This is a genomic window from Caballeronia sp. LZ008, assembly GCF_031451435.1.
GTDB classification, from domain to species: domain Bacteria; phylum Pseudomonadota; class Gammaproteobacteria; order Burkholderiales; family Burkholderiaceae; genus Caballeronia; species Caballeronia zhejiangensis.
Genome location: NZ_JARUXK010000001.1, coordinates 697,208 through 718,211 on the forward strand (window position 1 = coordinate 697,208; position 21,004 = coordinate 718,211).

Genomic DNA, 21,004 nt, shown 5'->3' on the forward strand with positions numbered 1-21,004 from the left:
GTGGCTCCGCTTCGTCGAGGCAGAGCGCGTCTTCAGGTCGTGCACCTCGCGATATCGAAGCGCAATTCGGGTTCGGGCACGCCGCCATCGTCGCTCGATGACTGCTGCACCTTCACGATCGATCCATAAGCCGAAGGCGTGAGCGTCACGAGCCACGCATTGGAGCCGACCAGCAACTCCGTCGAGCCCTGATCGCGTCGCGTCTGCGCGGACGGAATCATGCGTTGCAGACAACTCGATATATCCGACGCAGGCCGCGCCGACGAAACATGAATCACGGGTTTCGACGCACGCAGTTCGGGATCGCTCGTCGAACTGCAGGCGGCGAGGGTGGCGACGCCCGACAGCACGGCGCAAAGAGAAGCAGATCGATGCAGGTTCATAACACTCCGGCAGGTCAGAAGTCGCGCCACTAAAACACAAACGGTCGCTCATCACAAGATCGAACGACGACGGCGACGCACGTACAAACAAAGCGCCTGAAGGCTCGAAATGCAGCGCCGATGCGCCTCCGCGAGCGGAGAGGCTGCGCGGGAGTGCTATCATCGGGCCCATTGTCCTCGCGCGCCGCCTGCGTCGAACATCGGCGAAAAGGCGCGCGCGAGGCGGCACGAACCCATTCGCATTGCTCAATGGCCATCACCCTCAAGACACCCGCCGACATCGAAAAGTTGCGCATCTCCGGCCGCATGGCCGCCGAAGTCCTCGCGATGATCGGCGAATACGTCCGCCCGGGCGTCACCACCGACGAACTCGACGCCATCTGCAATCGCTTCATCGTCAACGAACTGAAGGCCGTGCCCGCGAACGTCGGCTACATGGGCTTTCCGAAAACGATCTGCACGTCGGTGAATCACGTCGTATGCCACGGCATTCCGGGGGCGAAGGAACTGAAGGAAGGCGACATCATCAACATCGATGTCGCGATCATCAAGGACGGCTACTACGGCGACACGAGCCGCATGTACTACGCCGGCACACCGAGCGAGCAGGCGCGCCGCCTCACCGAAACCACCTACGAAGCGATGGTCGCCGGCATGCGCGAAGTGCGTCCCGGCGCGACGCTCGGCGACGTCGGCGCGGCGATTCAAAGCGTCGCGCATCGGGAAGGCTTCTCGGTGGTGCGCGAGTATTGCGGACACGGCATCGGCCGCGTGTATCACGAAGATCCGCAAGTGTTGCATTACGGTCAGCGTGGCGCGGGCCTGCGTCTGAAGCCGGGCCTCGTCTTCACGATCGAGCCGATGATCAATGCGGGCCGCGCCGGCACGCAGCAGTCGCGCGACGGCTGGACCGTGACGACGAAGGACCGCTCGTTGTCCGCGCAGTGGGAGCACATGGTCGCCGTGACCGACGACGGCTTCGAAGTGCTCACGCCGTGGCCGGATGGCACGGGCAGCTATGCAGCGCCATGAGCGCGCGTTCGCCATGCCGTGTGCGTTGTAAAGCACTTTCCCGGATTTAGGAATTGACGGGTTCGCCCGTTCGGTTGAAGCTATGCCGATGGCCCGAGCGCCGGACCGGCCGACAGAGCCGCACGCGTATCCCGCCTGAAAGCCAGAGAGAAATTGTCCGCATGAGCGCCCGCATGAGTCCCTCACTGACCGTCAGCCGCATCGCCGCGCAACAAGGTTCGGTCTTGCGCGAGCTTCGCACGGCATCGCTGCGCGAAGCGCCATACGCATTCGGCGAAACGCTGGAAGATGCGCTGCTCGTCGATCCGTCGTCGTTCGACGACACCGCGTCGCTGCATGCGAGTTCGCCCCGGCTCGCGACGTTTCTGCTCTACACCGAAGGCCATCCTTGCGGTCTCGTGCACGCGTACATCGAAGAGGCGCCGAACGAGCGCGCATTCGTGAGCGCGCTGTGGGTCGCGCCGGCCGTGCGGCATCTGCGTGGCGGCGAACTGCTCGTGAACGTCGCGTCGCGATGGCTCGCGCAGCAAGGCGTCGCAGAGGTGCATGCGTGGATATCGGAGGAGAACCGCACCGCGGTGCGCTTCTACGAGCGCCTCGGCTTCGGTCCCACCGGCGATCGTCGCGCGATGCCGTCTCACGAGCAAGAAGCCGAGTCGCTCTTCGTGCGCCACATGCATCCCGAAGAGGACGACTGAGGCGCCTCCGCTTCGGCTTCGTCTTCGCTTCACGCATCTTCGTCGTGCGCGTTCGTCGCACGCACTTCTCGTTTCCGATAGCTGAAATCGGTCCTAAAAATTATGGCCGTGTGCGACAACGCCTGTAAAATACGCAAAATTTTTGGCCGTTCCTATGTCGCTCAACAAAACGCCCTTCTTCGAACTGCGCAGCGGCTCCGTCGACACGCTTCTCTTCGTCGTCAAGACTCCCGACCTCGATGCCCTGCGCACTGAACTCACGCGGCGCTTCGAAGCGACTCCCGAATTTTTCGCAGGCGATGTCGTCGCCATCGACGTGCGCCGTCTCGCCGAAGGCGAACGTGTCGCGCTTGCCGATCTGGAGAAGGTGCTGAGAGACGTCCACATGCGTCCGATCGGCATCGTCGCGCTGCCCGAGCAGACGTGGGCGATTCAATGGGCGAACGCGGGCGGCCTGCCTGTTCTCGAAGCACGTGACCGGCGCGGCGCGCCCAAGCCCTCCGTCGACGAAGCGAAGCCCAACACCGAAGCTGCCGCGGTGATCGAAGCCGCGGTCGCGAACACGCCGCCGCCGCCCGCGCTGCCGGCGCCGGCGACCATCATCGATCGTCCGCTGCGCTCGGGGCAGCAGGTCTATGCGAAGGGCGATCTCATCGTCCTCGGGCTCGTGTCGTACGGGGCCGAAGTGATCGCCGAAGGCAATATCCATATCTATGCGCCGTTGCGAGGCCGCGCGCTCGCGGGCGTGCACGGCAATCTCGACGCGCGCATCTTCTGCACCTGTCTCGAGCCGGAACTCATCTCCATCGCGGGCATCTATCGAACGACCGAGAACCCGCTGCCGGCCGACGTGCTCAGCAAGCCGGTGCAGATCTGGCTGAACGAAGAAAAACTGATGATCGAACCGCTGCGTCTGACCTGACGGGTTGCATCGATCCGCGCGCCCGATGCCCTTGGCGCGCGCTCGCAGGCAACGCAAGCGGACTTATTGACGAACACAAGGTACTTGTATGGCAAAAATCATTGTGGTGACCTCGGGAAAGGGCGGCGTCGGCAAGACGACCACCAGCGCGAGCTTCGCATCGGCGCTCGCATTGCGCGGCCACAAGACGGCCGTGATCGACTTCGACGTCGGTCTGCGCAATCTCGACCTCATCATGGGTTGCGAACGCCGCGTCGTGTACGACCTGATCAACGTCATCCAGGGCGAAGCGAATCTGCATCAGGCGCTCATCAAGGACAAGAAGTGCGAGAACCTCTACATCCTGCCGGCATCGCAAACGCGCGATAAAGACGCGCTGACTCTCGAAGGCGTCGAGAAGGTCATCAACGAGCTGATCAAGATGGACTTCGAGTACATCGTCTGCGATTCGCCGGCGGGCATCGAATCCGGCGCGCTGATGGCAATGCACTTCGCCGACGAAGCGCTCATCGTGACGAATCCGGAAGTGTCGTCCGTGCGCGATTCGGACCGCATTCTGGGCATTCTGTCGTCGAAGACCAAGCGCGCGATCGAAGGCAAGGAACCGGTCAAGGAACATCTGCTCATCACGCGCTACAACCCGAAGCGCGTAAGCGAGGGCGAAATGCTGTCGCTCTCCGACATCCAGGAAATCCTGCGCATCGATCTGATCGGCGTGATTCCGGAATCGGAAGCGGTGCTGCACGCATCGAACCAGGGTTTGCCGGCCGTGCATCTCGATGGCACGGATGTCGCGGAATCGTACAAGGACGTGGTGTCGCGATTCCTCGGCGAGGAAAAGGCGCTGCGCTTCACCGATTATCAGAAGCCCGGTTTGCTGCAACGCATCTTCGGCACCAAGTAAGGGGACGCAATGTCGATTCTTTCGTTTTTGCTGGGCGAGAAGAAGAAGTCCGCTACGGTCGCGAAGGAACGCTTGCAGTTGATCATTGCGCACGAGCGCGCGGGTGGCAAAGCCGCCGCCGATTATCTGCCGGCGTTGCAACGGGAACTGGTTGCCGTGATTTCGAAGTACGTGAAGATTTCCGATGACGATATTCGAGTCAGCCTCGAACGTCAGGACGATCTCGAAGTGCTGGAAGTGAAGATCGAAATTCCGCAGGCGTGATGCCGCGTGCGGCGCGTGCTTGCGCGCCGCGTTTATCGAAAGAGCCAGAATCTCGGGATTCTGGCTCTTTTGCTTGGCGCGTTATCGTTTGCGCGTGTCATTTCGACGCCGCCGATGCGCGGTCGATCAGCGTTTTCCGGGGCCAGAAAAAAGAACAGGCGCGAGGCTTTCGCCGGGCGCCCAAGAAACGCTCCCGCCATAAGCAGGAGCGGAGAGGAGATGAGAGCCGTGCGTTAGGTTCGACGAGCGATCCGACGAACGGCATTACCTGCTAAGAGTGCCCGCGCGGGGGAAAGTTCAACCGATTTGAAATTTTTCTGTATGTCCGGCGTCTGATGGCGGCGCGCGCGGCTCAGGCGGTCAGCACTTCGAAGGCGAGCACGGCCAGGATCGCGCCGACATTCGCGATGACGGCTTCGGCGAGCACGCCTCGCCATGTCGCCGGTCGGAACCTGATCGCGAGCAGCAACGCGGTCGAAAGCGCGATGGCGATCATCGCGACGAGATGAGCGCTCTCAACATGAATACGCATGCCCGGCCTCCTTCTGGTTCGCGGCACAAGTTTTCCGCGCATCGTTTTTGTCGAACTTGTTTCGAGTATAGGCAGCGGCATATTTGCTGGAAAGCGGACAAAAAAGTCATTTTGCCGCCAGCTTGCCGACTGGCACCGAGTGTTAATTTAAATACTCGTTGATTAAGGGAATTTTCCTTTCGGAGCAGGTACAAACCGCGTATGCGCGCCAGCCCGTCCGGCGGCGCGCCGAAACCGCAGGTCCGTGGAGCATTCGCCAGATGACTTCCCCGACGACACGTTCTCTCGAAGTCGATTTCTTTCGAGGAATCGTGCTGCTCATTATCGCGGTCGACCATATAACGGGAAGCGTGCTATCGCGCTTTACGCTGCACCAGTATGCGTTTTGCGATTCCGCCGAAGTTTTCGTGTTTCTCGGAGGTTATGCGTCGGCGGCGGCTTATACGGCGCTTGCGACTCGCCGTAGCGATTCAGCCGCCCGCCGACGCTTTTTCAAACGCAGTTGGGAAATTTATCGCGCGTATCTGTTCACGGCGTTTCTGATGCTGGTCGGCGGCGCGATCCTGATGGCGCTTCAAGTCGACACGCCGATGGTCCAGTACACCGAGTGGCCGAACTTTCTCACGCGGCCGTTCGGCCTTGCGGTCGATATCGTGCTGTTGCGTCAGCAGCCGTATCTGTCGGCGGTTTTGCCGATGTATTCGGTGTTCGCGCTCGCAGTCCCGGCGATCGTGCCGCTCGCGCAGAAGAAACCCGTCATCGCCATTTTCGGCAGCCTGCTTGTGTGGCTCGCGGCCATGCCGCTGCTGCGCTTCCTGCCGGGCACATACGGCGAAGCGTGGTCGTTCAATCCGTTCGCGTGGCAGTTGATGTTCATGACCGGCGTGCTCGCGCGCGTGCAGCCGATCAGCGACGAATTCCACGCCGGCCGATTCGCGCGCTGGCTGACCGCCGGGGCGATCGCGCTGGCGCTGACCTTCGCGTTCGCCAAGCTCTTCCTCGAAACGCAGGCGCCGCCGGGATACATGAAGCAGAATCTCGCGACGCTGCGCATCGTGAGCTTCGCCGCCATCGCGTGGATCGTCGCGCGCGGCGTGTATGCGGGCTGGGTCGGCAAGCTCGCACGCAGGCTGCCGGGCGTCGTCACGATCGGCCAGCAGGGGCTCGTGTGCTTCATCGCGGGCACATGCGTGTCGCTCGTGCTCGATTCGGCGCTGCGCGCGATGGGCGTGCTCGGGCTCGGGCGGTATCCGTCGCACTGGATTCTGGGGCTGATCGCCGATGGCATCGCCATCGTCGGCCTGCTTGCGCTCGCGCGCTTCTGGGCGGATCGGAAGGCGGCGAAAGCGGCGCGTGCGAAGAGCGTCGAGCGGCCGGCGCCGCGTATGCCCGTCATCGAGGGCAGGCCGGTCCCGGCGCACGCCACGAACCGGCGCGATCGCTGAGCGCGCCGGTTTCTCTCGTGCTTACTCCAGCGTGATGTGGCGCGTCTCGCGCATACACAGCACGGCGATCAAACTCACCGCCGCAGCCGCCGACACATATCCGCCGACCCACGCGAGCCCGCCGCGATTGGCGAGCAATTGCGCGATGTACGGCGCCACCGATGCGCCCAGAATCCCGCCGAGGTTGTACGCGACGCCCGCGCCCGTGTAACGCACGTTGGTCGGGAAGAGCTCGGGCAGGAGCGCGCCCATCGGTGCAAACGTGACGCCCATCAGGAAGAGCTCGATCGTCAGGAAGAGCGCGACCTGGATTGTGTCGCCGCTGCCGAGGAGCGGAGCCATCGCGAAGCCGGAGAGGATCGCCAGCAGACAGCCGACGATCAGCACCGGCTTGCGTCCGAAACGGTCGCTCGCGATCGCGGAGATCGGCGTGGCGAGCGCCATGAACACCACGGCGAGGCACAGAAGGCCGAGGAAGGTCTCGCGCGCGAAATGCAGTTTGGCCACGCCGTACGACAGCGAAAACACCGTCGAGATATAGAAGAGCGTGTAGCAGACGACCATCGCGAACGCGCCGAGCAGCGTCGGCACGAGATGGCGCCCGAGCAGCGTCGCGACCGGCACCTTGACGCGTTCTTCGCGCTCGACGGCCGCGCGGAACGCCGGCGTTTCCGCGATCTTCAGGCGCACGTACAGGCCGAGCGCGACCAGCACCGCGCTCACGATGAACGGCACGCGCCAGCCCCAGCTGCGGAATTGCTCATCGGAGAGCGAGAGCGCGAGACCGAAGAACAGACCGTTCGACGCGAGAAAGCCGATCGACGGCCCGAGCTGCGGAAACATGCCGAAGAGACCGCGTTTGCCCTTCGGTGCGTATTCGGTCGCGAGCAGCGCCGCGCCGCCCCATTCGCCGCCCAGCCCAATGCCTTGGCCGAACCGCAGGATGCACAGGAGGATCGGGGCCGCGCTGCCGATCGAATCGTAGCCGGGCACGAAGCCGATGAGCGTCGTCGAGAGGCCCATCACGAGCAGCGAGGCGACGAGCGTCGATTTGCGGCCGATGCGATCGCCGAAGTGTCCGAAGATGAACGAGCCGATAGGCCGCGCGAAGAACGCGATGCCGAAGGTGACGAACGCCGAGAGCGCCTGCGCGGCGGGCGAGTCGTGCGGAAAGAACACCGGTCCGATGACCAGCGCGGCGGCGGTCGCGTAGACATAGAAGTCGTAGAACTCGATCGCGGTGCCGATGAAGCTCGCGAAAATCACGCGGGAAGCGCTTTGGGATCCGTCGCCGGGCTTTGCGGCGGAAAGCGAGGGTGAGGCCATGTTGTCTCCGTTGTCGTGTTGCCTTGGTGCGAAGCATTGTCGCGCGCATCGCCGGGCAAGAGCGATCGGAATGACGAACGATGTCGTCGTCCGGCGCGCGTCAGCTTTTTGTAGGGATTGCGATGCAATGGCGGGAAGCCAGGGTTGGACGGCGCGTGAGTGGCGCGCGGTGTCGCGGCGCAGTTCGGCTGCGCTCGGGCGCTGCGCCGGACGCGCGGGGTGAGCGCGAGGCGCAGGCCACGCCGGAAGCGGGTCCGGCCGGGGTGCAAAAAATTATAACGAGCGTGCCGGCCGAGCGCCAATCAATCAATGGTCGTGGCTTGCGGCGAATGCGACGTCTGTAGCTGGAACTGGCCGTTGTCGTTGAACATCCAGCCTTCGAAAAGCTCCAGTTGGCCGTTGCCGTTCAAAAGGCGCGCGGGCGGCGCGGGCAGCGGCGATGCGCGGCGCAGCGAGGCGAGCGCGGTGGCTTCGGCTTCATCATCGCCGTTGGTGCGATACACCGACGATTCGACGAGCCGCCCGCCGCGATCCACCGTAAACGACACGAGCACGAACGAGCGCAGCATCGCTTGCGGCGTGCCCTTCAGCACGAGCGACGGATTGCGCTCGAAGATGCGCTGCGCGATGCGCGCCTTGTACTCGTCGAGCGTTTGACCGGAGACGGCCGGCGCCGGCGCGCGCGCAGCCACGACGCTGGGGGGCGGGGTGATCGTGCAGGCGCTCATCGCCGACGCAAGGACGAGCGCGGCGGCGGTACGGCGAAAACGTGACGCGGACATCGCAACAATGGCGGGATGGCGTTACTTAAATGGTAGTCGCTGCAAAGGCCGTCAGCGAACCGAATTCGTGCGCCCGGACGCATTCAGGCGCGCAGTTTGCTGCCGATGCTTTCATTCGAAAGCACTTTAAGGAGGGCGCCATGAACAGCGAGACCAACCGTCCGGAAGACGGAAAGACGGCCGAGCACAGCGACAACGAGAAAAGCAAGCTGCCCGAGCGCGATGACGACAACCGCAAGCAAGGTCCGAACGACAGGCCGGGCAAGCAGTCGGGTGAGGGCGAGGCGCCGGTCGGCTGAGTCGTGCATGGCGTGTGCGGTATCGGCGGCGCGGTGCTAATGTGGAAAGGGGATGTCCCCGGATTTCGGGAGAATGCCATGACACGCAAGAACGATCCTGCACCGTCGGGCGCGCCCGCAACGAAGCAGCAACCGGCTTCCGCGGCGCATTCGAAGAGCGAATCGCAACGCGCCGCGCCCAAACAGGACGCTGCGAAGGCGGAGCCGGTTCCGCACGTCCGGCCGCCCGTCAGATCCGATGACAATTGAGCGTTCGGTTTCGATTATTCGGTGTAGGGCTTGACGAGTTCGGCGCAGCGCATCGGCGCGGCAGATCTGACCGCGCCGGTTTCGGCCGCGCGCGTTTCCACGCAGCGGTAGAGGCTATTGTTTTTCTGAAGCACGTAGGTGTCTTCGGGAAGGCCGGAGTTGCGCGCGGCCACGCTCGTCACCGCGACGATCCCATATCCGTTTTGAATCAGGTCGAAGAGCGTTGTTTCGGTCGCGCGCCATTGCGCGTTTGGCTGAGGCTGGGCATGCGCCGACAGGCTCACGGCGGCGATGCAGCCGACGAGGATGGGCATGATGCGGCCTGACTTCATGGGCGACTCTCCGCGTTGTGATCGATGAGGCGGTTAGATGGCGTTATGGCCGTAGTGTTCACGTCGATTGTTTCTCGGGGCGTGGCATCGGACGAAAAAAAGCCTCGCGAGTGCGAGGCCCAAGTCCAACCTTTCCCATTGAAGACCTCCTTCGAATCGAGCATGGGGGGAACTCGGAAGGAGGCAGAAGGGAAGATACGTGGCTCCGGAGACGTCGGATAGGCGTTTTGTCTGAAATTGATGGTTCAGGATAGCGAAGCAACGGGCCAGCCTTGGCGCGTTCGAGCGCGTCGCGAAAACGGAGCGGCAAAAGACAAAGCCCCGTAAGCGTTTGAACTTACGAGGCTTGATTTGATCTGGCGGAGGCGGTGAGATTCGAACTCACGGAAGGATCGCTCCTTCGCCGGTTTTCAAGACCGGTGCCTTAAACCGCTCGGCCACACCTCCAGCAAGGCGCGTATTGTAGCGCAACTCGCAGCCGCGCAGGAACGCTCATCCTTCGAGCGATTTCGTCGCCTTGAGCGCGGGAAAAAGGCGCATCCACAACAGCGCGACGACAATCGTGCCGATTCCGCCGATCAGCACCGCCGGCACCGCGCCGAGCAGTCCCGCCGTCATCCCCGATTCGAACTCGCCGAGCTGATTCGACGTGCCGATGAACAGCGAATTGATCGCGCCGACGCGTCCGCGCATTTCGTCGGGCGTCTGCAATTGCACGAGCGACATCCGCACGACGACGCTGATCACATCCGACGCGCCCAGCGCCGCCAGCGCAATCAGCGACACGTAGATATTGCGCGACAGTCCGAAGACGATCGTCGCGATTCCGAACGCGATCACCCCGCCGAACAGCGCATTGCCCGCGCGCTGCCGCAGCGGAAAATGCGCGAGCCAGATCGATCCGGCCAGCGCGCCGGCCGCGGGCGCCGCGCGCAGAACGCCGAGTCCCCACGGTCCGGTATGCAGGATGTCGCGCGCATAGACCGGCAGGAGCGCGGTCGCGCCGCCGAGCAACACGGCGAAAAGATCGAGCGACAGCGCGCCCAGAATCACCGGCTTGCTGCGAATGAAACCGATACCCGAAAAGAGCGCTTCGAACGAGAGCGGCGCGCGCATACGCACGGCTTCGTCGATTCTGATCGCGGCCACGGCGCACGCCGCGACGAGAAACGCGACGCTCACCGCGCCGTACACGGTCAGCGCGCCGAACCCGTAGAGCACGCCGCCCATCGCGGGACCCAGGATCTGCGCCGTCTGATTCGCCGACGTCGACCACGCGCTCGCATGCTGCAACTGATTGCGGGCGACGAGATTGGGCAAGAGCGCGGCCATCGACGGCGATTCGAACGCGCGCGCCGCACCCGTCACGGCGGCGATCGCGTAGATCGGCGCGACATCGTGCCAGCCGTGCCACGCGCCGAGACACAGCACGAGCGCGGCGATGCCCTCGATCGACTGGCACACGTACGCGATCACGCGTCTGTCGTAACGGTCCGCAACGTGCCCGACGACGAGCGTCAGCACGAACATCGGCAGGAATTGCGCGAGGCCGACGAGACCGAGCGCGTAGGCGCTATGCGTGATCGAATAAACCTGCCATCCGATCGCGACCGACATCATCTGAAACGCCACCGACGACATCACCCGAGCGCTCCAGAAAAGCGCGAACGGGCGATGCCGCATCACCGAGTTCGGCGCCATCGTCGGCGCGCTCAATTGTGCGGATCCTTCAAGAACAGTTCCTGGAGATCGTTGAGAAAGCGTTGGCCGAGTTCGGTCGGCGCAATGCGTTCGATGTCGCGCGTGATGAGCCCGCGTTTTTCCGCTTCGGCGAGCGCCTGCTCGATCGCGGACAGCGCCAGTCCCGTGCGCTCGACGAACGAATGCACCGGAAAGCCTTCGACGAGCCTAAGCGTGTTCAGCATGAACTCGAACGGCAGATCGCGCGGACCGACTTCGCGTTCTTCCTGGATCGCGGTTTCGGCCGGCGAAAGCGCGTGATCCATATAGCTCGAAGGATGCTTGAAGCGCGCCTGACGCAGAATCTTGGACGGAAACGACAGCTTCGTATGCGCGCCCGCGCCGATGCCGAGGTAATCGCCGAAGCGCCAGTAGTTCAGGTTGTGCCTGCTCTGACGGTGCGGCTTCGCATACGCCGACACTTCGTAGCGCGCGTAACCGGCCTCGCGCGTGCGCTCGTGGATCCAGTCCTGCATGTCGGCGGAAGCGTCGTCGTCGGGGAGCGCGGGCGGGTATTTGGCGAAGACCGTGTTCGGCTCCATCGTCAGGTGATACAGCGACAGATGCGGCGGCGCGAACGAGATGGCCGTCTCGATATCGTGCTTGCACTCGTCGAGCGATTGCTGCGGCAGCGCGAACATCAGATCGAGATTGAAGTTGTCGAAGTGCTTCGCGGCGATCTCGACGGCTTTTTTCGCCTGCATCGCATCGTGAATGCGGCCGAGCGCCTTCAGATGCGCCTCGTTGAAACTCTGAATGCCGATCGACAAACGATTCACGCCGCTCGCGCGAAACGACGCGAACTTGGCCGCCTCGAACGTGCCGGGATTCGCTTCGAGCGTGATTTCGGCGTCGGCATCGATGGGCAGCAGCGCGCGCGCATCGGAGAGAAGGCGGTCCAGCCCTTTCGCCGATAACAGCGATGGCGTGCCGCCGCCGATGAAAATCGTATGCACCTGCCGTCCCCACACGAGCGGCAGCGCGCTTTCGAGATCGGCGCGCAGGGCATCGAGATAACGTTCTTCGGGAAACGTGTCGTCCTTCCACTCGTGCGAGTTGAAGTCGCAGTACGGACACTTGCGCACGCACCACGGGAAATGCACGTACAGCGAAAGCGGCGGCAGCGACGTCAGCCGGATGCTTCCCGGCGACGTGAACGCCTGCACGATGTTGATCGTCTTCGGTCCGGCGCTCACGCAAGTTCCTTCAGTCGTTGCAGTAACTCGCGCAACGCGAGCGCGCGATGGCTGAGCGCGTTCTTGCGCGCGGGATCGAGTTCGGCGGCGGTCGCATCGAGCGTCGGCAGGAAGAAGTGCGGATCGTAGCCGAAGCCATTTGCGCCGCGCGGCGCATCGATCACTTCGCCATGCCAGCGGCCTTCCGCGATGAGCGGCTCGGGATCGTCCGCGTGACGCACGAGCACGAGCACGCAGAAGTAGTAAGCGCGGCGATCCGTGTGCTGAGCGAGGTCGGCGACGAGCTTCGCGTTGTTCGCGGCATCGCTTTTGGCGCCGCCGCTCATCGACGCATAGCGCGCCGAATACACGCCCGGCGCGCCGTTGAGCGCGCGCACGCAAAGGCCGGAATCGTCGGCGAGCGCGGGCAGGCCGGTGAACGTCGCGGCGTGCCGCGCCTTCGCCAGCGCGTTCTCGACGAAGGTCGGGTGCGGTTCGGGCGCTTCGGGCACGCCGAGTTCGCCCTGCGCGATCAGTTCGATGCCCGCCGCATCCAGCAGCGATGCGAATTCGCGCAGCTTGCCCGCATTGTTCGATGCGAGCACGACGCGCCCAAGACCATTGACGTCAGACACCGCGAATCCCCAGTGCTTCCTTCTGCTTCAGGATCAGCGCCTTGATGCCGCTGTCGGCGAGCGCGATCAGCTCGTTCATCTCGTCGCGCGTGAAGGGCGCGCCTTCCGCCGTGCCCTGCACTTCGACGAAGCCGCCCGCGCCCGTCATCACGACGTTCATGTCGGTATCGCATTGCGAGTCTTCGTCGTAGTCGAGATCGAGCACGGGCGAGCCTGCGAAGATGCCGACCGAAATCGCCGCGACGAAATCCTTCACCGGCGACTTCGCGATCCTGCCCGACGCGAGCAGTTTGCCGACCGCATCGTGCGCGGCGACGAACGCGCCCGTGATGCTCGCCGTGCGCGTGCCGCCATCGGCCTGAATGACGTCGCAATCGATATGCAGCGTGCGCGCGCCGAGCGCGTCCAGATCGAACGCCGAGCGCAATGCGCGGCCGATCAGCCGCTGAATCTCCTGCGTGCGGCCCGTCTGCTTGCCGCGCGCGGCTTCGCGGTCGCTGCGCGTGTGCGTCGCGCGCGGCAGCATGCCGTATTCCGCGGTGAGCCAGCCTTGCTCCCGGCCGCGCAGAAACTCGGGCACGCGCTCGGCGATGCTCGCCGTGCAGATCACCTTGGTATCGCCGAATTCGACGAGCACCGAGCCTTCCGCGTGCTTCGTGTAATGCCGCGTGATGCGTACGTCGCGCAGCTGATTCGCACGGCGGCCGCTCGGACGCGGGGGAGAAGGCTTGAGCAGGGGAGAGTCGGTCATGGATGTCGGAAGAAGAGTGTGGAACCAGCAAACCCAGCGATTTTATCGTCATTCACTTTCAGGCGTTGCGCGTGCGCCATGCGCGCCGGTCCGCCGTCCGGGCGGCTTTCGCGGTAAAAATGGGATAATGCGGGTTCCTCGCCCGGCGGCCCAACGCAGGCCACTCACAGGCACTTTCGACAGCGCCGGGCGTTTCGTATCGAATGGGTCTTCGCAACGAAGGCTCTCTATCGCGAGACGTACCATGATCTACAGCATGACAGGCTATGCCAGCGCGACGCGCGAAGTCGTCGCGGATGGCGCGGGACCCAATGGCGCGGGCGGTTCGGGCGTCGGTGTATCGGTGGAATTGCGCACGGTGAATTCGCGCTTTCTCGACCTGAACTTCCGCATGCCCGAAGACGTGCGCGCGACCGAGCCGCAATTGCGCGAAATGCTGATGACCAAGCTCTCGCGCGGCAAGGTCGATATCCGCATCAACCTGAATCGCGTCGAGCAGACGGCAAACGCGGGCGCGCTCAATCGCGACGCGCTCACGCAGCTCGCCGCGCTCGAACGCGCCGTGCTCGATATCTTCCCCGACGCCGAGCGCATGCGTACCGGCGAAATCCTGCGCTGGCCCGGCGTGCTCGCGGAAAGCTCGGTGTCGCAGGAAACGTTGCGTGAGGCCGTGCTCGCGTGCGGCAAGCAGGCGATCGCCGATCTCATCGAAGTGCGGGCGCGCGAAGGCGCGGCGCTCGGCAAAGTGCTGATCGACAACGTGACGGAGATGGAAACGATCGTCGCGCGCATCACGCCGCTCGTGCCGGAACTCATCGCGAAGCATCAGCAGAAAATTGTCGAGCGGCTGCAGGACGCGCTCGGCATCGCGACGACCGAAGGCGGCGGCGCGGTCACGACGAGCGTGCCGCGCGAGGAAATCGCCGAGCGTATCCGCCAGGAAGTGACGATGTACGGCATTCGCATCGACATCGCGGAAGAATTGCAGCGACTCACCGCGCATCTGAACGAAACGCGCCATGTGCTGCAAAAGGGCGGCAAGGTCGGCAAGCGTCTCGACTTCATGATGCAGGAGCTCAACCGCGAAGCGAACACGCTCGGCTCGAAGGCCGCCGCGAAGGAACTCGCCGACGCATCGATGACGCTGAAACTGCTCATCGAGCAGATGCGCGAGCAAGTACAGAATCTGGAGTAACGCAACATCATGCCGAATACCACGCATCGCTCGCACAGCCATTACACGGGCATCTATCCGGGCAACCTGTTCATGGTCGTAGCGCCCTCGGGCGCGGGCAAGTCCACGCTCGTGAACGCGCTGCTCGCCGAGGACAAGGACATTCTGCTGTCGGTTTCGTATACGACGCGCGAGGCGCGCTCGAAGGAAACCAATGGCGTGCAGTATCACTTCGTGTCCGTCGATGAATTCATGGAGCGGCGCGACAAGGGCGAGTTTCTCGAAAGCGCCGAAGTGCACGGCAACTACTACGCGACATCGAAGCTGTGGATCGCGGAGCAGATGAAGCAGGGCCATGACGTGCTGCTGGAAATCGACTGGCAGGGCGCGCAGCAGGTGAAGAAGCAGTTCCGCAATGCGGTGGAGATTTTCATTCTGCCGCCGTCGCTCGATGCGCTCGAAGACCGCCTCAAGAAACGTGGCCAGGATTCCGAAAAAGTGATCGTGCGGCGTCTGCTCGCGGCCGGCAGCGAGATGGCGCATGCATCGGAAGCGGAGTATGTCGTCATCAACGAGAACTTCGATCGCGCGCTTAACGAACTGCGCTGTCTCGTCGCCGCGACGCGCCTGCGCTTCACGTCGCAATACGCACGCAACACGCAGCTTTTCGTGGACCTCGGCATCCACTCCACGCCGCAAGCGTGACGCATTGCAGTGGCCGGGTCGATCGGTCACATAAGGTAGAATAAAACCCATATTCCGAAGGAAACAAACATGGCCCGCATCACTGTCGAAGACTGCCTGAAACAAATCCCGAATCGCTTCGAGCTCGCGCTTGCGGCAACGTATCGCGCGCGCCAGCTCGCACAAGGCCACACGCCGAAGATCGAAAGCCGCGACAAGCCGACCGTCGTCGCGCTGCGCGAGATCGCCGCGGGCCAGGTTGGCATCGAAATGTTGAAGAAGGTGCCCGTCTAAGGGCCGCAGTTCCACACGGTTTCATTTTTTGCAACCGACAACCCAGCGCGTCACGTCACCACGGAGGGGAAGATGAGTCAGACACCGTTGCCCATCTCCACCGCCGTGGATCCCGATATCGAAGTCGACGCCGACTCGATGCTCGATGCCGAAAAGCCGCACGCGGCGCGCAAGTACATCGACGCGGTTCTCGAACAATCCTTCCGCCATCTGTTCGGACCGACCGCCACGCCGGAGCAGCCGCGCAAGCACGACGTCGTTTCAATCGCGAAACTCACGAACGCGCTCGCGAGCTACATCACTCCGGAAGAGATCAAGGAAGTCAAGGCGGCTTTCCACTTCAGCGACGAAGCGCACCTCGGCCAGTATCGGCAGAGCGGCGAGCCGTACATCACGCATCCGGTCGCGGTCGCGGAAATTTGCGCGGGCTGGAAGCTCGATGCGCAATCGATCATGGCGGCGCTGCTGCATGACGTGATCGAAGACCAGGGCGTGACCAAGACCGAAATCGCGGAGCGCTTCGGCGCCAAGGTCGCGGAACTGGTCGACGGCTTGTCCAAGCTGGACAAGATGGAATTCCGCAATCGCGAGGAAGCGCAGGCGGAAAACTTCCGCAAGATGCTGCTCGCGATGGCGCGCGACGTGCGCGTCATTCTCGTCAAGCTCGCGGACCGGCTGCACAACATGCGCACGCTCGGCGCGGTGCCGCCGGAAAAGCGCAGGCGCGTCGCGCGCGAGACGCTGGATATCTATGCGCCGATCGCGCATCGGCTCGGTCTGAACAATACGTATCGCGAGTTGCAGGATTTGTCGTTCGCGAACTTCAATCCGAATCGTTACGCGACGCTCGAAAAAGCGGTGAAAGCGGCGCGCGGCAACCGGCGCGAAGTGGTCGGCAAGATTCTCGAAGCGGTGCAGCGCACCATCGCGGATGCGAAGATCAACGCGGAAGTCACCGGCCGCGAAAAAACGATCTACAGCATCTACAAGAAGATGCGCGACAAGCAGTTGTCGTTCTCGCAGGTGCTCGATGTGTACGGCTTTCGGGTCGTCGTCGAGGGCGCGCTCGAATGCTATACGTGCATCGGCGCGCTGCATGCGCTCTACAAGCCCGTGCCGGGCAAATTCAAGGACTACATCGCCATTCCGAAGGTGAACGGCTATCAATCCTTGCACACGACGCTGGTCGGCCCGTTCGGCGCGCCGATCGAGTTCCAGATCCGCACGCGCAAGATGCACGAGATCGCCGAGGCGGGCGTCGCGGCGCATTGGCTTTACAAGAACGGCGGCGCCGATCTGAACGACGTGCAGAAGCGCGCGCATCAATGGCTCAAGTCGCTGCTGGACATTCAGAGCGAGGCGGGCGACTCGAGCGAGTTCCTCGAACACGTCAAGATCGACCTGTTCCCGGACGCCGTCTACGTGTTCACGCCGAAGTCGAAGATCATGCCGCTGCCGCGCGGCGCGACGGCGCTCGACTTCGCGTATTCGATTCACAGCGACCTGGGCAACCAGTGCGTCGCGGTGAAGATCAACAACGAACTGCTGCCGCTGCGCACGGAGTTGAAGAGCGGTGACATCGTCGAGGTGATCACCGCACCGTACTCGAAGCCGAATCCGGCGTGGCTCGGCTTCGTGCGCACCGGCAAGGCGCGCTCGGCCATCCGTCACTATCTGAAGACGATGCGACTGAACGAGTCGGTCCAGTTGGGCGAGCGGCTCGTCGATCAGAGTCTCAAGGGTTACGGTCTCGCGCTATCCGACGTCACGCCGGAAGTATGGGAAAAGCTCGTGCTTTGGACCGGCAACAAGACGCGTCAGGAAATCTTCGCCGATATCGGTCTCGGCCGGCGCGTGGCGGCGGTCATGGCCAAGCGCATCGAGGTGCTGATGAACGGCATCGCCGATGACGAAGATCACCCGCATCGCGAGCATCACAACACGAATACCGCGCCGCCGGTCGTCATCACGGGTACGGAAGGCATGTCGGTGCAACTGTCACCGTGCTGCCGACCGATTCCGGGCGACGACATCATGGGCTATATCGGCATCGGACTCGGCATGGCCATCCATACGACCGAATGCCGCGTGGCGCAGCGCATCCATCGGCGCGATCCGGGCCGCTGGATCGACGTCGCGTGGGCGCCGCAGCCGGGCCGTCTGTTCGACGTCGCCGTCAAGGTGCTCGTGAAGAACACGAAGGGCGTGTTCGCGCGCGTCGCGGCGGACATCACGTCGGCGGACGCGAACATCGTGCATATCGCGATGGACGAAGACGTGTCGCAGGAAGCGAAGCTGCTGCGCTTCGTGATCCAGGTGAGCGACCGCGTGCATCTGGCGAACGTCATGCGCCGCGTGCGCACCAATCCGGACGTGATGCGCATCGCGCGCGAGCGTCCGAGCGACGAACCGCATCACCGCAATCAGGACGGCGGCATGCGCATCGACCGCGAGCGCGCCGACTACTGACGCGGCGCGGGTATGCGGCGTGCATGCCTGTCGTCGTTCGACGAACAGGAGAGAGCGCCGTAATGAACACATCCGATCTCGAAGGCGCCACGCTCGACTATTGGGTCGCGCGCGGGCTGCACGAATTCATCCGGGAAATTCACTTCACCGATAGCGGCGAGACGCTGTCCATTCGCGGCAACGATCGCGGCAAACCCTGGGACGGGCGTTTCCTGCCATCGACGTCATGGGATGCAGCGGCCGTGGTTCTGGAGCGCGCCTGCAAGCTCGAGATGCACGATCACGGGCGCGGGGAAGTGGTCTGCACCGTCACGTTCGGCAAGGACGGCAAACCCGTGGAAGGGCGCGGCGCGTCGCTACGCATCGCCTTGCTGCGGGCGTTCGTGCGGCATGCTTTCGGCGATGCCGTCGACGACGAATTCCCGCGCCGTTCTCAGACGCTGCTCGGCGCGCGGGCTGAGGCGATCGGGGAGTCGAGCGCGGTGGCTTCGGTGGAGGATGTGCCGAGGCCGGACCTGGGTATCGGCGATATCGGCTCGGTGCCGCGACAGTAGATTGCGCGCTACGGTCGGGACAAACAAAAAGGGCCTTCCGTATGGAAGGCCCTTCGAAAGATGGCGCGGCTGGCAGGATTCGAACCCACGACCCCTTGGTTCGTAGCCAAGTACTCTATCCAACTGAGCTACAGCCGCACGCAAAACGGTACAACACTATGTTACTTCAACGCGCTAATGGTTAAGCGCTTGATGACCTCGTCAGAGCGAGAACATCCGAAAAGGTGGCGCGGCTGGCAGGATTCGAACCCACGACCCCTTGGTTCGTAGCCAAGTACTCTATCCAACTGAGCTACAGCCGCACGCAGAAGCGGAATTATAGCCAAGCCTATTCTGAAAAGGAAGGGGTTTTGGCCAGAATTTCGAATTTTCGGTCGATGCGCCTCCGACGAAAGATGGCCTCGACGTGGTAAGTTGATGTTTCGAAAGCAAGTACAACCCGGAATTCGACATCAATCGGCAACGAGCGGCATCATGAACAAGGCATTTGTCAAAGAGTCGGACGACACCGACGACGACCTCGAACTCGGCCAGCCCGACGTCCCGGCGGGCACGAAGAACTACATCACGCCTCAAGGCCATCAGCGGCTGCGTGACGAGTTGCTGCAGCTTCTCGATACGGAGCGCCCGGAAGTCGTCCGGCTCGTTTCGTGGGCCGCTTCGAACGGCGATCGCTCGGAGAACGGCGACTACATCTACGGCAAGCGGCGGCTGCGCGAGATCGACCGGCGCATCCGCTTCCTGGGCAAGCGCCTGGATCTCGCGGAAGTGGTGGACAGCAGCAAGCAGGAGAATGTCGATCAGGTGTTCTTCGGCGCGACGGTGGACTACGCGGGCGACGACGGCGACGTGAAGACGGTGACGATCGTCGGCGTCGACGAAGTCGATCTGGATCGCGGCTACGTGAGCTGGATCTCGCCGGTCGCGCGCGCGCTGCTAAAGGCGAAGATCGGCGATACGGTGCCGTTGCACACGCCTGCAGGCATTCAGCAGATCGACATCCTGGACGTCCGATATCCACGCTGAAGCGACGCGCAACGACGAAAAAAAAGCCGCTCCGAAGAGCGGCTTTTCTACAGCGGGACTGCTTGTGAAGCTTAGAAGCGGTGACGCATGCCGACCGTCGCCGAAACCTGGTTGCCGTTCGACGACATACCAACGCCGTTGATCACCGCGCCGACCGGCAGGCCGTCCTGGTCGGTCATGTGCTGGTATTCGCCTTGCAGGTAGACGTCGGTGCGCTTCGACAGCGCATACGCCGTTTGCAGGCTGAATTGGTGGAACTTCGGCTTTTCGCCTTCGATACGGCTATCCGTGTACGTGTACGCACCTGCGATCGACAGAGCCGGCGTCAGGTTGTAGCGGCCGTTCACTTCGTAGTTCGTGAAGCGCATGCTGTCGCCGTTCAGCGCGATGTTGCCAGCGCCTTGCGAGCCGACGTTCGTCAGCTGCGTCGCGTTGTCGAGCATCGTCTGCGTGAACACGAAGCCGACGGTTGCCGGGCCGAACGCGTAGTTGATGCCGCCGCCGAAGATGCGCTGACGCGAAGCGACGAAAGGCGTGTTGTCGGTCGTGACCGCACCGGCCGTGTTGTTCGTCGGCGAGCCGACGTTGTTCAGTTGCATGTACGCTGCAGCAACGTTCAACGGGCCGTAGTTGTACGACGCGCCGACGCTGTACGCACGGTTATCCGCGAAACCGCCGGCTTCGTTCGAGAAGCCGTACATCGCGCCCATCTTGAAGCCAGCGTAGTTCGCGCTCGTGTACTTGACCGAGTTGTTGACGCGGAACGTGTTGTCGAGGTTGTCGTTGTCGAACGGGTGAGCGAACTGCGTGCCGCCGTATTGCGTGCCCGTCAGAGCCAGAGGCCCGAGGAAGTCGACCACGGAGTCATATTGACGGCCGAGCGTGATCGAGCCGAACTGGTTGCTCGACAGACCGACGAACGCCTGACGGCCGAACTCACGACCGCCCTGGCCGTTCGTGCCGTTCATGATGTTGAAGCCGTTTTCCAACGTGAAGATCGCCTTCAAGCCGCCACCGAGGTCTTCCGAACCACGCAGGCCCCAACGGCTGCCGTTGACCGAACCGCTCGTCGCCTTCCAGTTGCTGTGGCCTTGCTGGTTGTTCGTGTAGGTGATGCCCGCATCGATCAGGCCGTACAGCGTGACGCTGCTTTGCGCATGGGCGGCGGTAGCAAAAACGCCCGACAGGGCGGCGACCATGAGAGTCTTTTTCATCTTTGTAACTCCGAGAGCAGATAGGGCCGGGGACCCAGGCTTTGAGGAAACCTCGCTCCGGCGCGCTGCGAGAGGCGCGGGCGGAGGAGCAATGGATCGGCGTCACCGACACATTTGTTT

General features: G+C 63.1%; 24 protein-coding genes and 3 tRNA genes. 14 read left to right on the plus strand and 13 right to left on the minus strand.

All coding sequences use genetic code 11. The annotated features are described in order from the left end of the window. Positions 1 to 32 precede the first annotated feature (32 nt). A complete protein-coding gene (locus QCE49_RS03250) occupies positions 33 to 383 on the minus strand; it encodes a hypothetical protein (RefSeq protein ID WP_034471379.1) in 351 nt (116 codons plus the stop codon). Positions 384 to 632: 249 nt separating this feature from the next. Between QCE49_RS03250 and map the strand changes: the two genes are divergently transcribed. The 5 genes from map (at position 633) to minE (ending at position 4,203) form a co-directional block, all read left to right on the plus strand. Continuing rightward, positions 633 to 1,415, plus strand: a complete 783-nt coding sequence (gene map, locus QCE49_RS03255; protein ID WP_008350964.1) for a type I methionyl aminopeptidase — start codon at positions 633 to 635, stop codon at positions 1,413 to 1,415. Between the two features lie 173 nt (positions 1,416 to 1,588). Further along, positions 1,589 to 2,113, plus strand: coding sequence for a GNAT family N-acetyltransferase (locus QCE49_RS03260; protein WP_008350962.1), 525 nt, complete (start codon positions 1,589 to 1,591; stop codon positions 2,111 to 2,113). A gap of 154 nt (positions 2,114 to 2,267) precedes the next feature. Next, positions 2,268 to 3,035 carry a septum site-determining protein MinC gene (minC, locus tag QCE49_RS03265; protein WP_250456538.1) on the plus strand — a complete coding sequence of 256 codons (768 nt, stop codon included), beginning with the start codon at positions 2,268 to 2,270 and terminating at the stop codon, positions 3,033 to 3,035. An 88-nt stretch (positions 3,036 to 3,123) separates the two neighbouring features. After that, the gene (gene minD, locus QCE49_RS03270) at positions 3,124 to 3,939 is read left to right on the plus strand and encodes a septum site-determining protein MinD (protein ID WP_008350957.1); all 816 of its coding nucleotides are present in this window, start codon (positions 3,124 to 3,126) and stop codon (positions 3,937 to 3,939) included. Positions 3,940 to 3,948: 9 nt separating this feature from the next. After that, the gene (minE, locus tag QCE49_RS03275) at positions 3,949 to 4,203 is read left to right on the plus strand and encodes a cell division topological specificity factor MinE (protein WP_008350955.1); all 255 of its coding nucleotides are present in this window, start codon (positions 3,949 to 3,951) and stop codon (positions 4,201 to 4,203) included. Between the two features lie 352 nt (positions 4,204 to 4,555). Here minE and QCE49_RS03280 read toward each other — a convergent pair whose 3' ends face one another. Continuing rightward, positions 4,556 to 4,735, minus strand: a complete 180-nt coding sequence (locus QCE49_RS03280; RefSeq protein ID WP_250456537.1) for a hypothetical protein — start codon at positions 4,733 to 4,735, stop codon at positions 4,556 to 4,558. A 260-nt stretch (positions 4,736 to 4,995) separates the two neighbouring features. Between QCE49_RS03280 and QCE49_RS03285 the strand changes: the two genes are divergently transcribed. Further along, positions 4,996 to 6,180 (plus strand): OpgC domain-containing protein, encoded by a 1,185-nt coding sequence (locus QCE49_RS03285; protein ID WP_034471373.1) that lies wholly within the window; start codon positions 4,996 to 4,998, stop codon positions 6,178 to 6,180. 21 nt (positions 6,181 to 6,201) lie between these two features. Here QCE49_RS03285 and QCE49_RS03290 read toward each other — a convergent pair whose 3' ends face one another. Continuing rightward, positions 6,202 to 7,506 carry an MFS transporter gene (locus tag QCE49_RS03290; RefSeq protein WP_034471371.1) on the minus strand — a complete coding sequence of 435 codons (1,305 nt, stop codon included), beginning with the start codon at positions 7,504 to 7,506 and terminating at the stop codon, positions 6,202 to 6,204. A gap of 302 nt (positions 7,507 to 7,808) precedes the next feature. After that, positions 7,809 to 8,288 carry a TonB family protein gene (locus tag QCE49_RS03295; RefSeq protein ID WP_008350950.1) on the minus strand — a complete coding sequence of 160 codons (480 nt, stop codon included), beginning with the start codon at positions 8,286 to 8,288 and terminating at the stop codon, positions 7,809 to 7,811. A 140-nt stretch (positions 8,289 to 8,428) separates the two neighbouring features. Between QCE49_RS03295 and QCE49_RS03300 the strand changes: the two genes are divergently transcribed. Together QCE49_RS03300 and QCE49_RS03305 are read left to right on the plus strand one after the other, a co-directional pair. Then, entirely contained in the window at positions 8,429 to 8,587 is a 159-nt protein-coding gene (locus tag QCE49_RS03300) for a hypothetical protein (protein ID WP_008350949.1), read from the plus strand. A gap of 78 nt (positions 8,588 to 8,665) precedes the next feature. Continuing rightward, positions 8,666 to 8,836, plus strand: coding sequence for a hypothetical protein (locus tag QCE49_RS03305; RefSeq protein WP_175981760.1), 171 nt, complete (start codon positions 8,666 to 8,668; stop codon positions 8,834 to 8,836). A 14-nt stretch (positions 8,837 to 8,850) separates the two neighbouring features. Here the strand turns inward: QCE49_RS03305 and QCE49_RS03310 are convergent, their stop codons facing one another. The 6 genes from QCE49_RS03310 to rph form a co-directional block, all read right to left on the minus strand. After that, the gene (locus QCE49_RS03310; protein WP_034471367.1) at positions 8,851 to 9,168 is read right to left on the minus strand and encodes a hypothetical protein; all 318 of its coding nucleotides are present in this window, start codon (positions 9,166 to 9,168) and stop codon (positions 8,851 to 8,853) included. Between the two features lie 357 nt (positions 9,169 to 9,525). Then, positions 9,526 to 9,615, minus strand: a tRNA-Ser gene (locus tag QCE49_RS03315). 45 nt (positions 9,616 to 9,660) lie between these two features. Continuing rightward, positions 9,661 to 10,869 (minus strand): MFS transporter, encoded by a 1,209-nt coding sequence (locus tag QCE49_RS03320; RefSeq protein ID WP_175981895.1) that lies wholly within the window; start codon positions 10,867 to 10,869, stop codon positions 9,661 to 9,663. A gap of 11 nt (positions 10,870 to 10,880) precedes the next feature. Beyond that, complete coding sequence (hemW, locus tag QCE49_RS03325) at positions 10,881 to 12,104, minus strand: radical SAM family heme chaperone HemW (protein WP_250456536.1); 1,224 nt, start codon at positions 12,102 to 12,104, stop codon at positions 10,881 to 10,883. Continuing rightward, on the minus strand, positions 12,101 to 12,718 hold the full coding sequence (rdgB, locus tag QCE49_RS03330) for an RdgB/HAM1 family non-canonical purine NTP pyrophosphatase (protein ID WP_008350944.1): 618 nt from the start codon (positions 12,716 to 12,718) through the stop codon (positions 12,101 to 12,103). The genes hemW and rdgB overlap by 4 nt, the downstream gene beginning before the upstream one ends. Beyond that, complete coding sequence (gene rph / locus QCE49_RS03335) at positions 12,711 to 13,469, minus strand: ribonuclease PH (RefSeq protein ID WP_250456535.1); 759 nt, start codon at positions 13,467 to 13,469, stop codon at positions 12,711 to 12,713. The genes rdgB and rph overlap by 8 nt, the downstream gene beginning before the upstream one ends. Positions 13,470 to 13,713: 244 nt before the next feature. On the opposite strand from rph, the gene QCE49_RS03340 reads away from it, so the two are divergent. The 5 genes from QCE49_RS03340 (at position 13,714) to QCE49_RS03360 (ending at position 18,644) form a co-directional block, all read left to right on the plus strand. Beyond that, entirely contained in the window at positions 13,714 to 14,664 is a 951-nt protein-coding gene (locus QCE49_RS03340; RefSeq protein WP_008350939.1) for a YicC/YloC family endoribonuclease, read from the plus strand. 9 nt (positions 14,665 to 14,673) lie between these two features. Beyond that, on the plus strand, positions 14,674 to 15,348 hold the full coding sequence (gene gmk, locus QCE49_RS03345) for a guanylate kinase (protein ID WP_008350937.1): 675 nt from the start codon (positions 14,674 to 14,676) through the stop codon (positions 15,346 to 15,348). Positions 15,349 to 15,417: 69 nt separating this feature from the next. Next, on the plus strand, positions 15,418 to 15,621 hold the full coding sequence (gene rpoZ / locus QCE49_RS03350; protein WP_006999799.1) for a DNA-directed RNA polymerase subunit omega: 204 nt from the start codon (positions 15,418 to 15,420) through the stop codon (positions 15,619 to 15,621). A 72-nt stretch (positions 15,622 to 15,693) separates the two neighbouring features. Further along, positions 15,694 to 18,090 carry a bifunctional (p)ppGpp synthetase/guanosine-3',5'-bis(diphosphate) 3'-pyrophosphohydrolase gene (locus tag QCE49_RS03355; protein WP_008350928.1) on the plus strand — a complete coding sequence of 799 codons (2,397 nt, stop codon included), beginning with the start codon at positions 15,694 to 15,696 and terminating at the stop codon, positions 18,088 to 18,090. A gap of 62 nt (positions 18,091 to 18,152) precedes the next feature. Further along, positions 18,153 to 18,644: a phage protein NinX family protein gene (locus QCE49_RS03360; RefSeq protein ID WP_008350926.1), complete on the plus strand. Its 492-nt coding sequence runs from the start codon at positions 18,153 to 18,155 to the stop codon at positions 18,642 to 18,644. 61 nt (positions 18,645 to 18,705) lie between these two features. Here the strand turns inward: QCE49_RS03360 and QCE49_RS03365 are convergent. Both QCE49_RS03365 and QCE49_RS03370 read right to left on the minus strand, forming a co-directional pair. Next, positions 18,706 to 18,782 (minus strand) — tRNA-Arg (locus QCE49_RS03365). A gap of 87 nt (positions 18,783 to 18,869) precedes the next feature. Beyond that, a tRNA-Arg gene (locus QCE49_RS03370) sits at positions 18,870 to 18,946 on the minus strand. 172 nt (positions 18,947 to 19,118) lie between these two features. On the opposite strand from QCE49_RS03370, the gene greB reads away from it, so the two are divergent. Then, positions 19,119 to 19,670, plus strand: a complete 552-nt coding sequence (gene greB / locus QCE49_RS03375; protein ID WP_008350924.1) for a transcription elongation factor GreB — start codon at positions 19,119 to 19,121, stop codon at positions 19,668 to 19,670. Between the two features lie 71 nt (positions 19,671 to 19,741). Here the strand turns inward: greB and QCE49_RS03380 are convergent, their stop codons facing one another. Beyond that, a complete protein-coding gene (locus QCE49_RS03380) occupies positions 19,742 to 20,884 on the minus strand; it encodes a porin (RefSeq protein ID WP_008350922.1) in 1,143 nt (380 codons plus the stop codon). Positions 20,885 to 21,004: the final 120 nt, after the last annotated feature.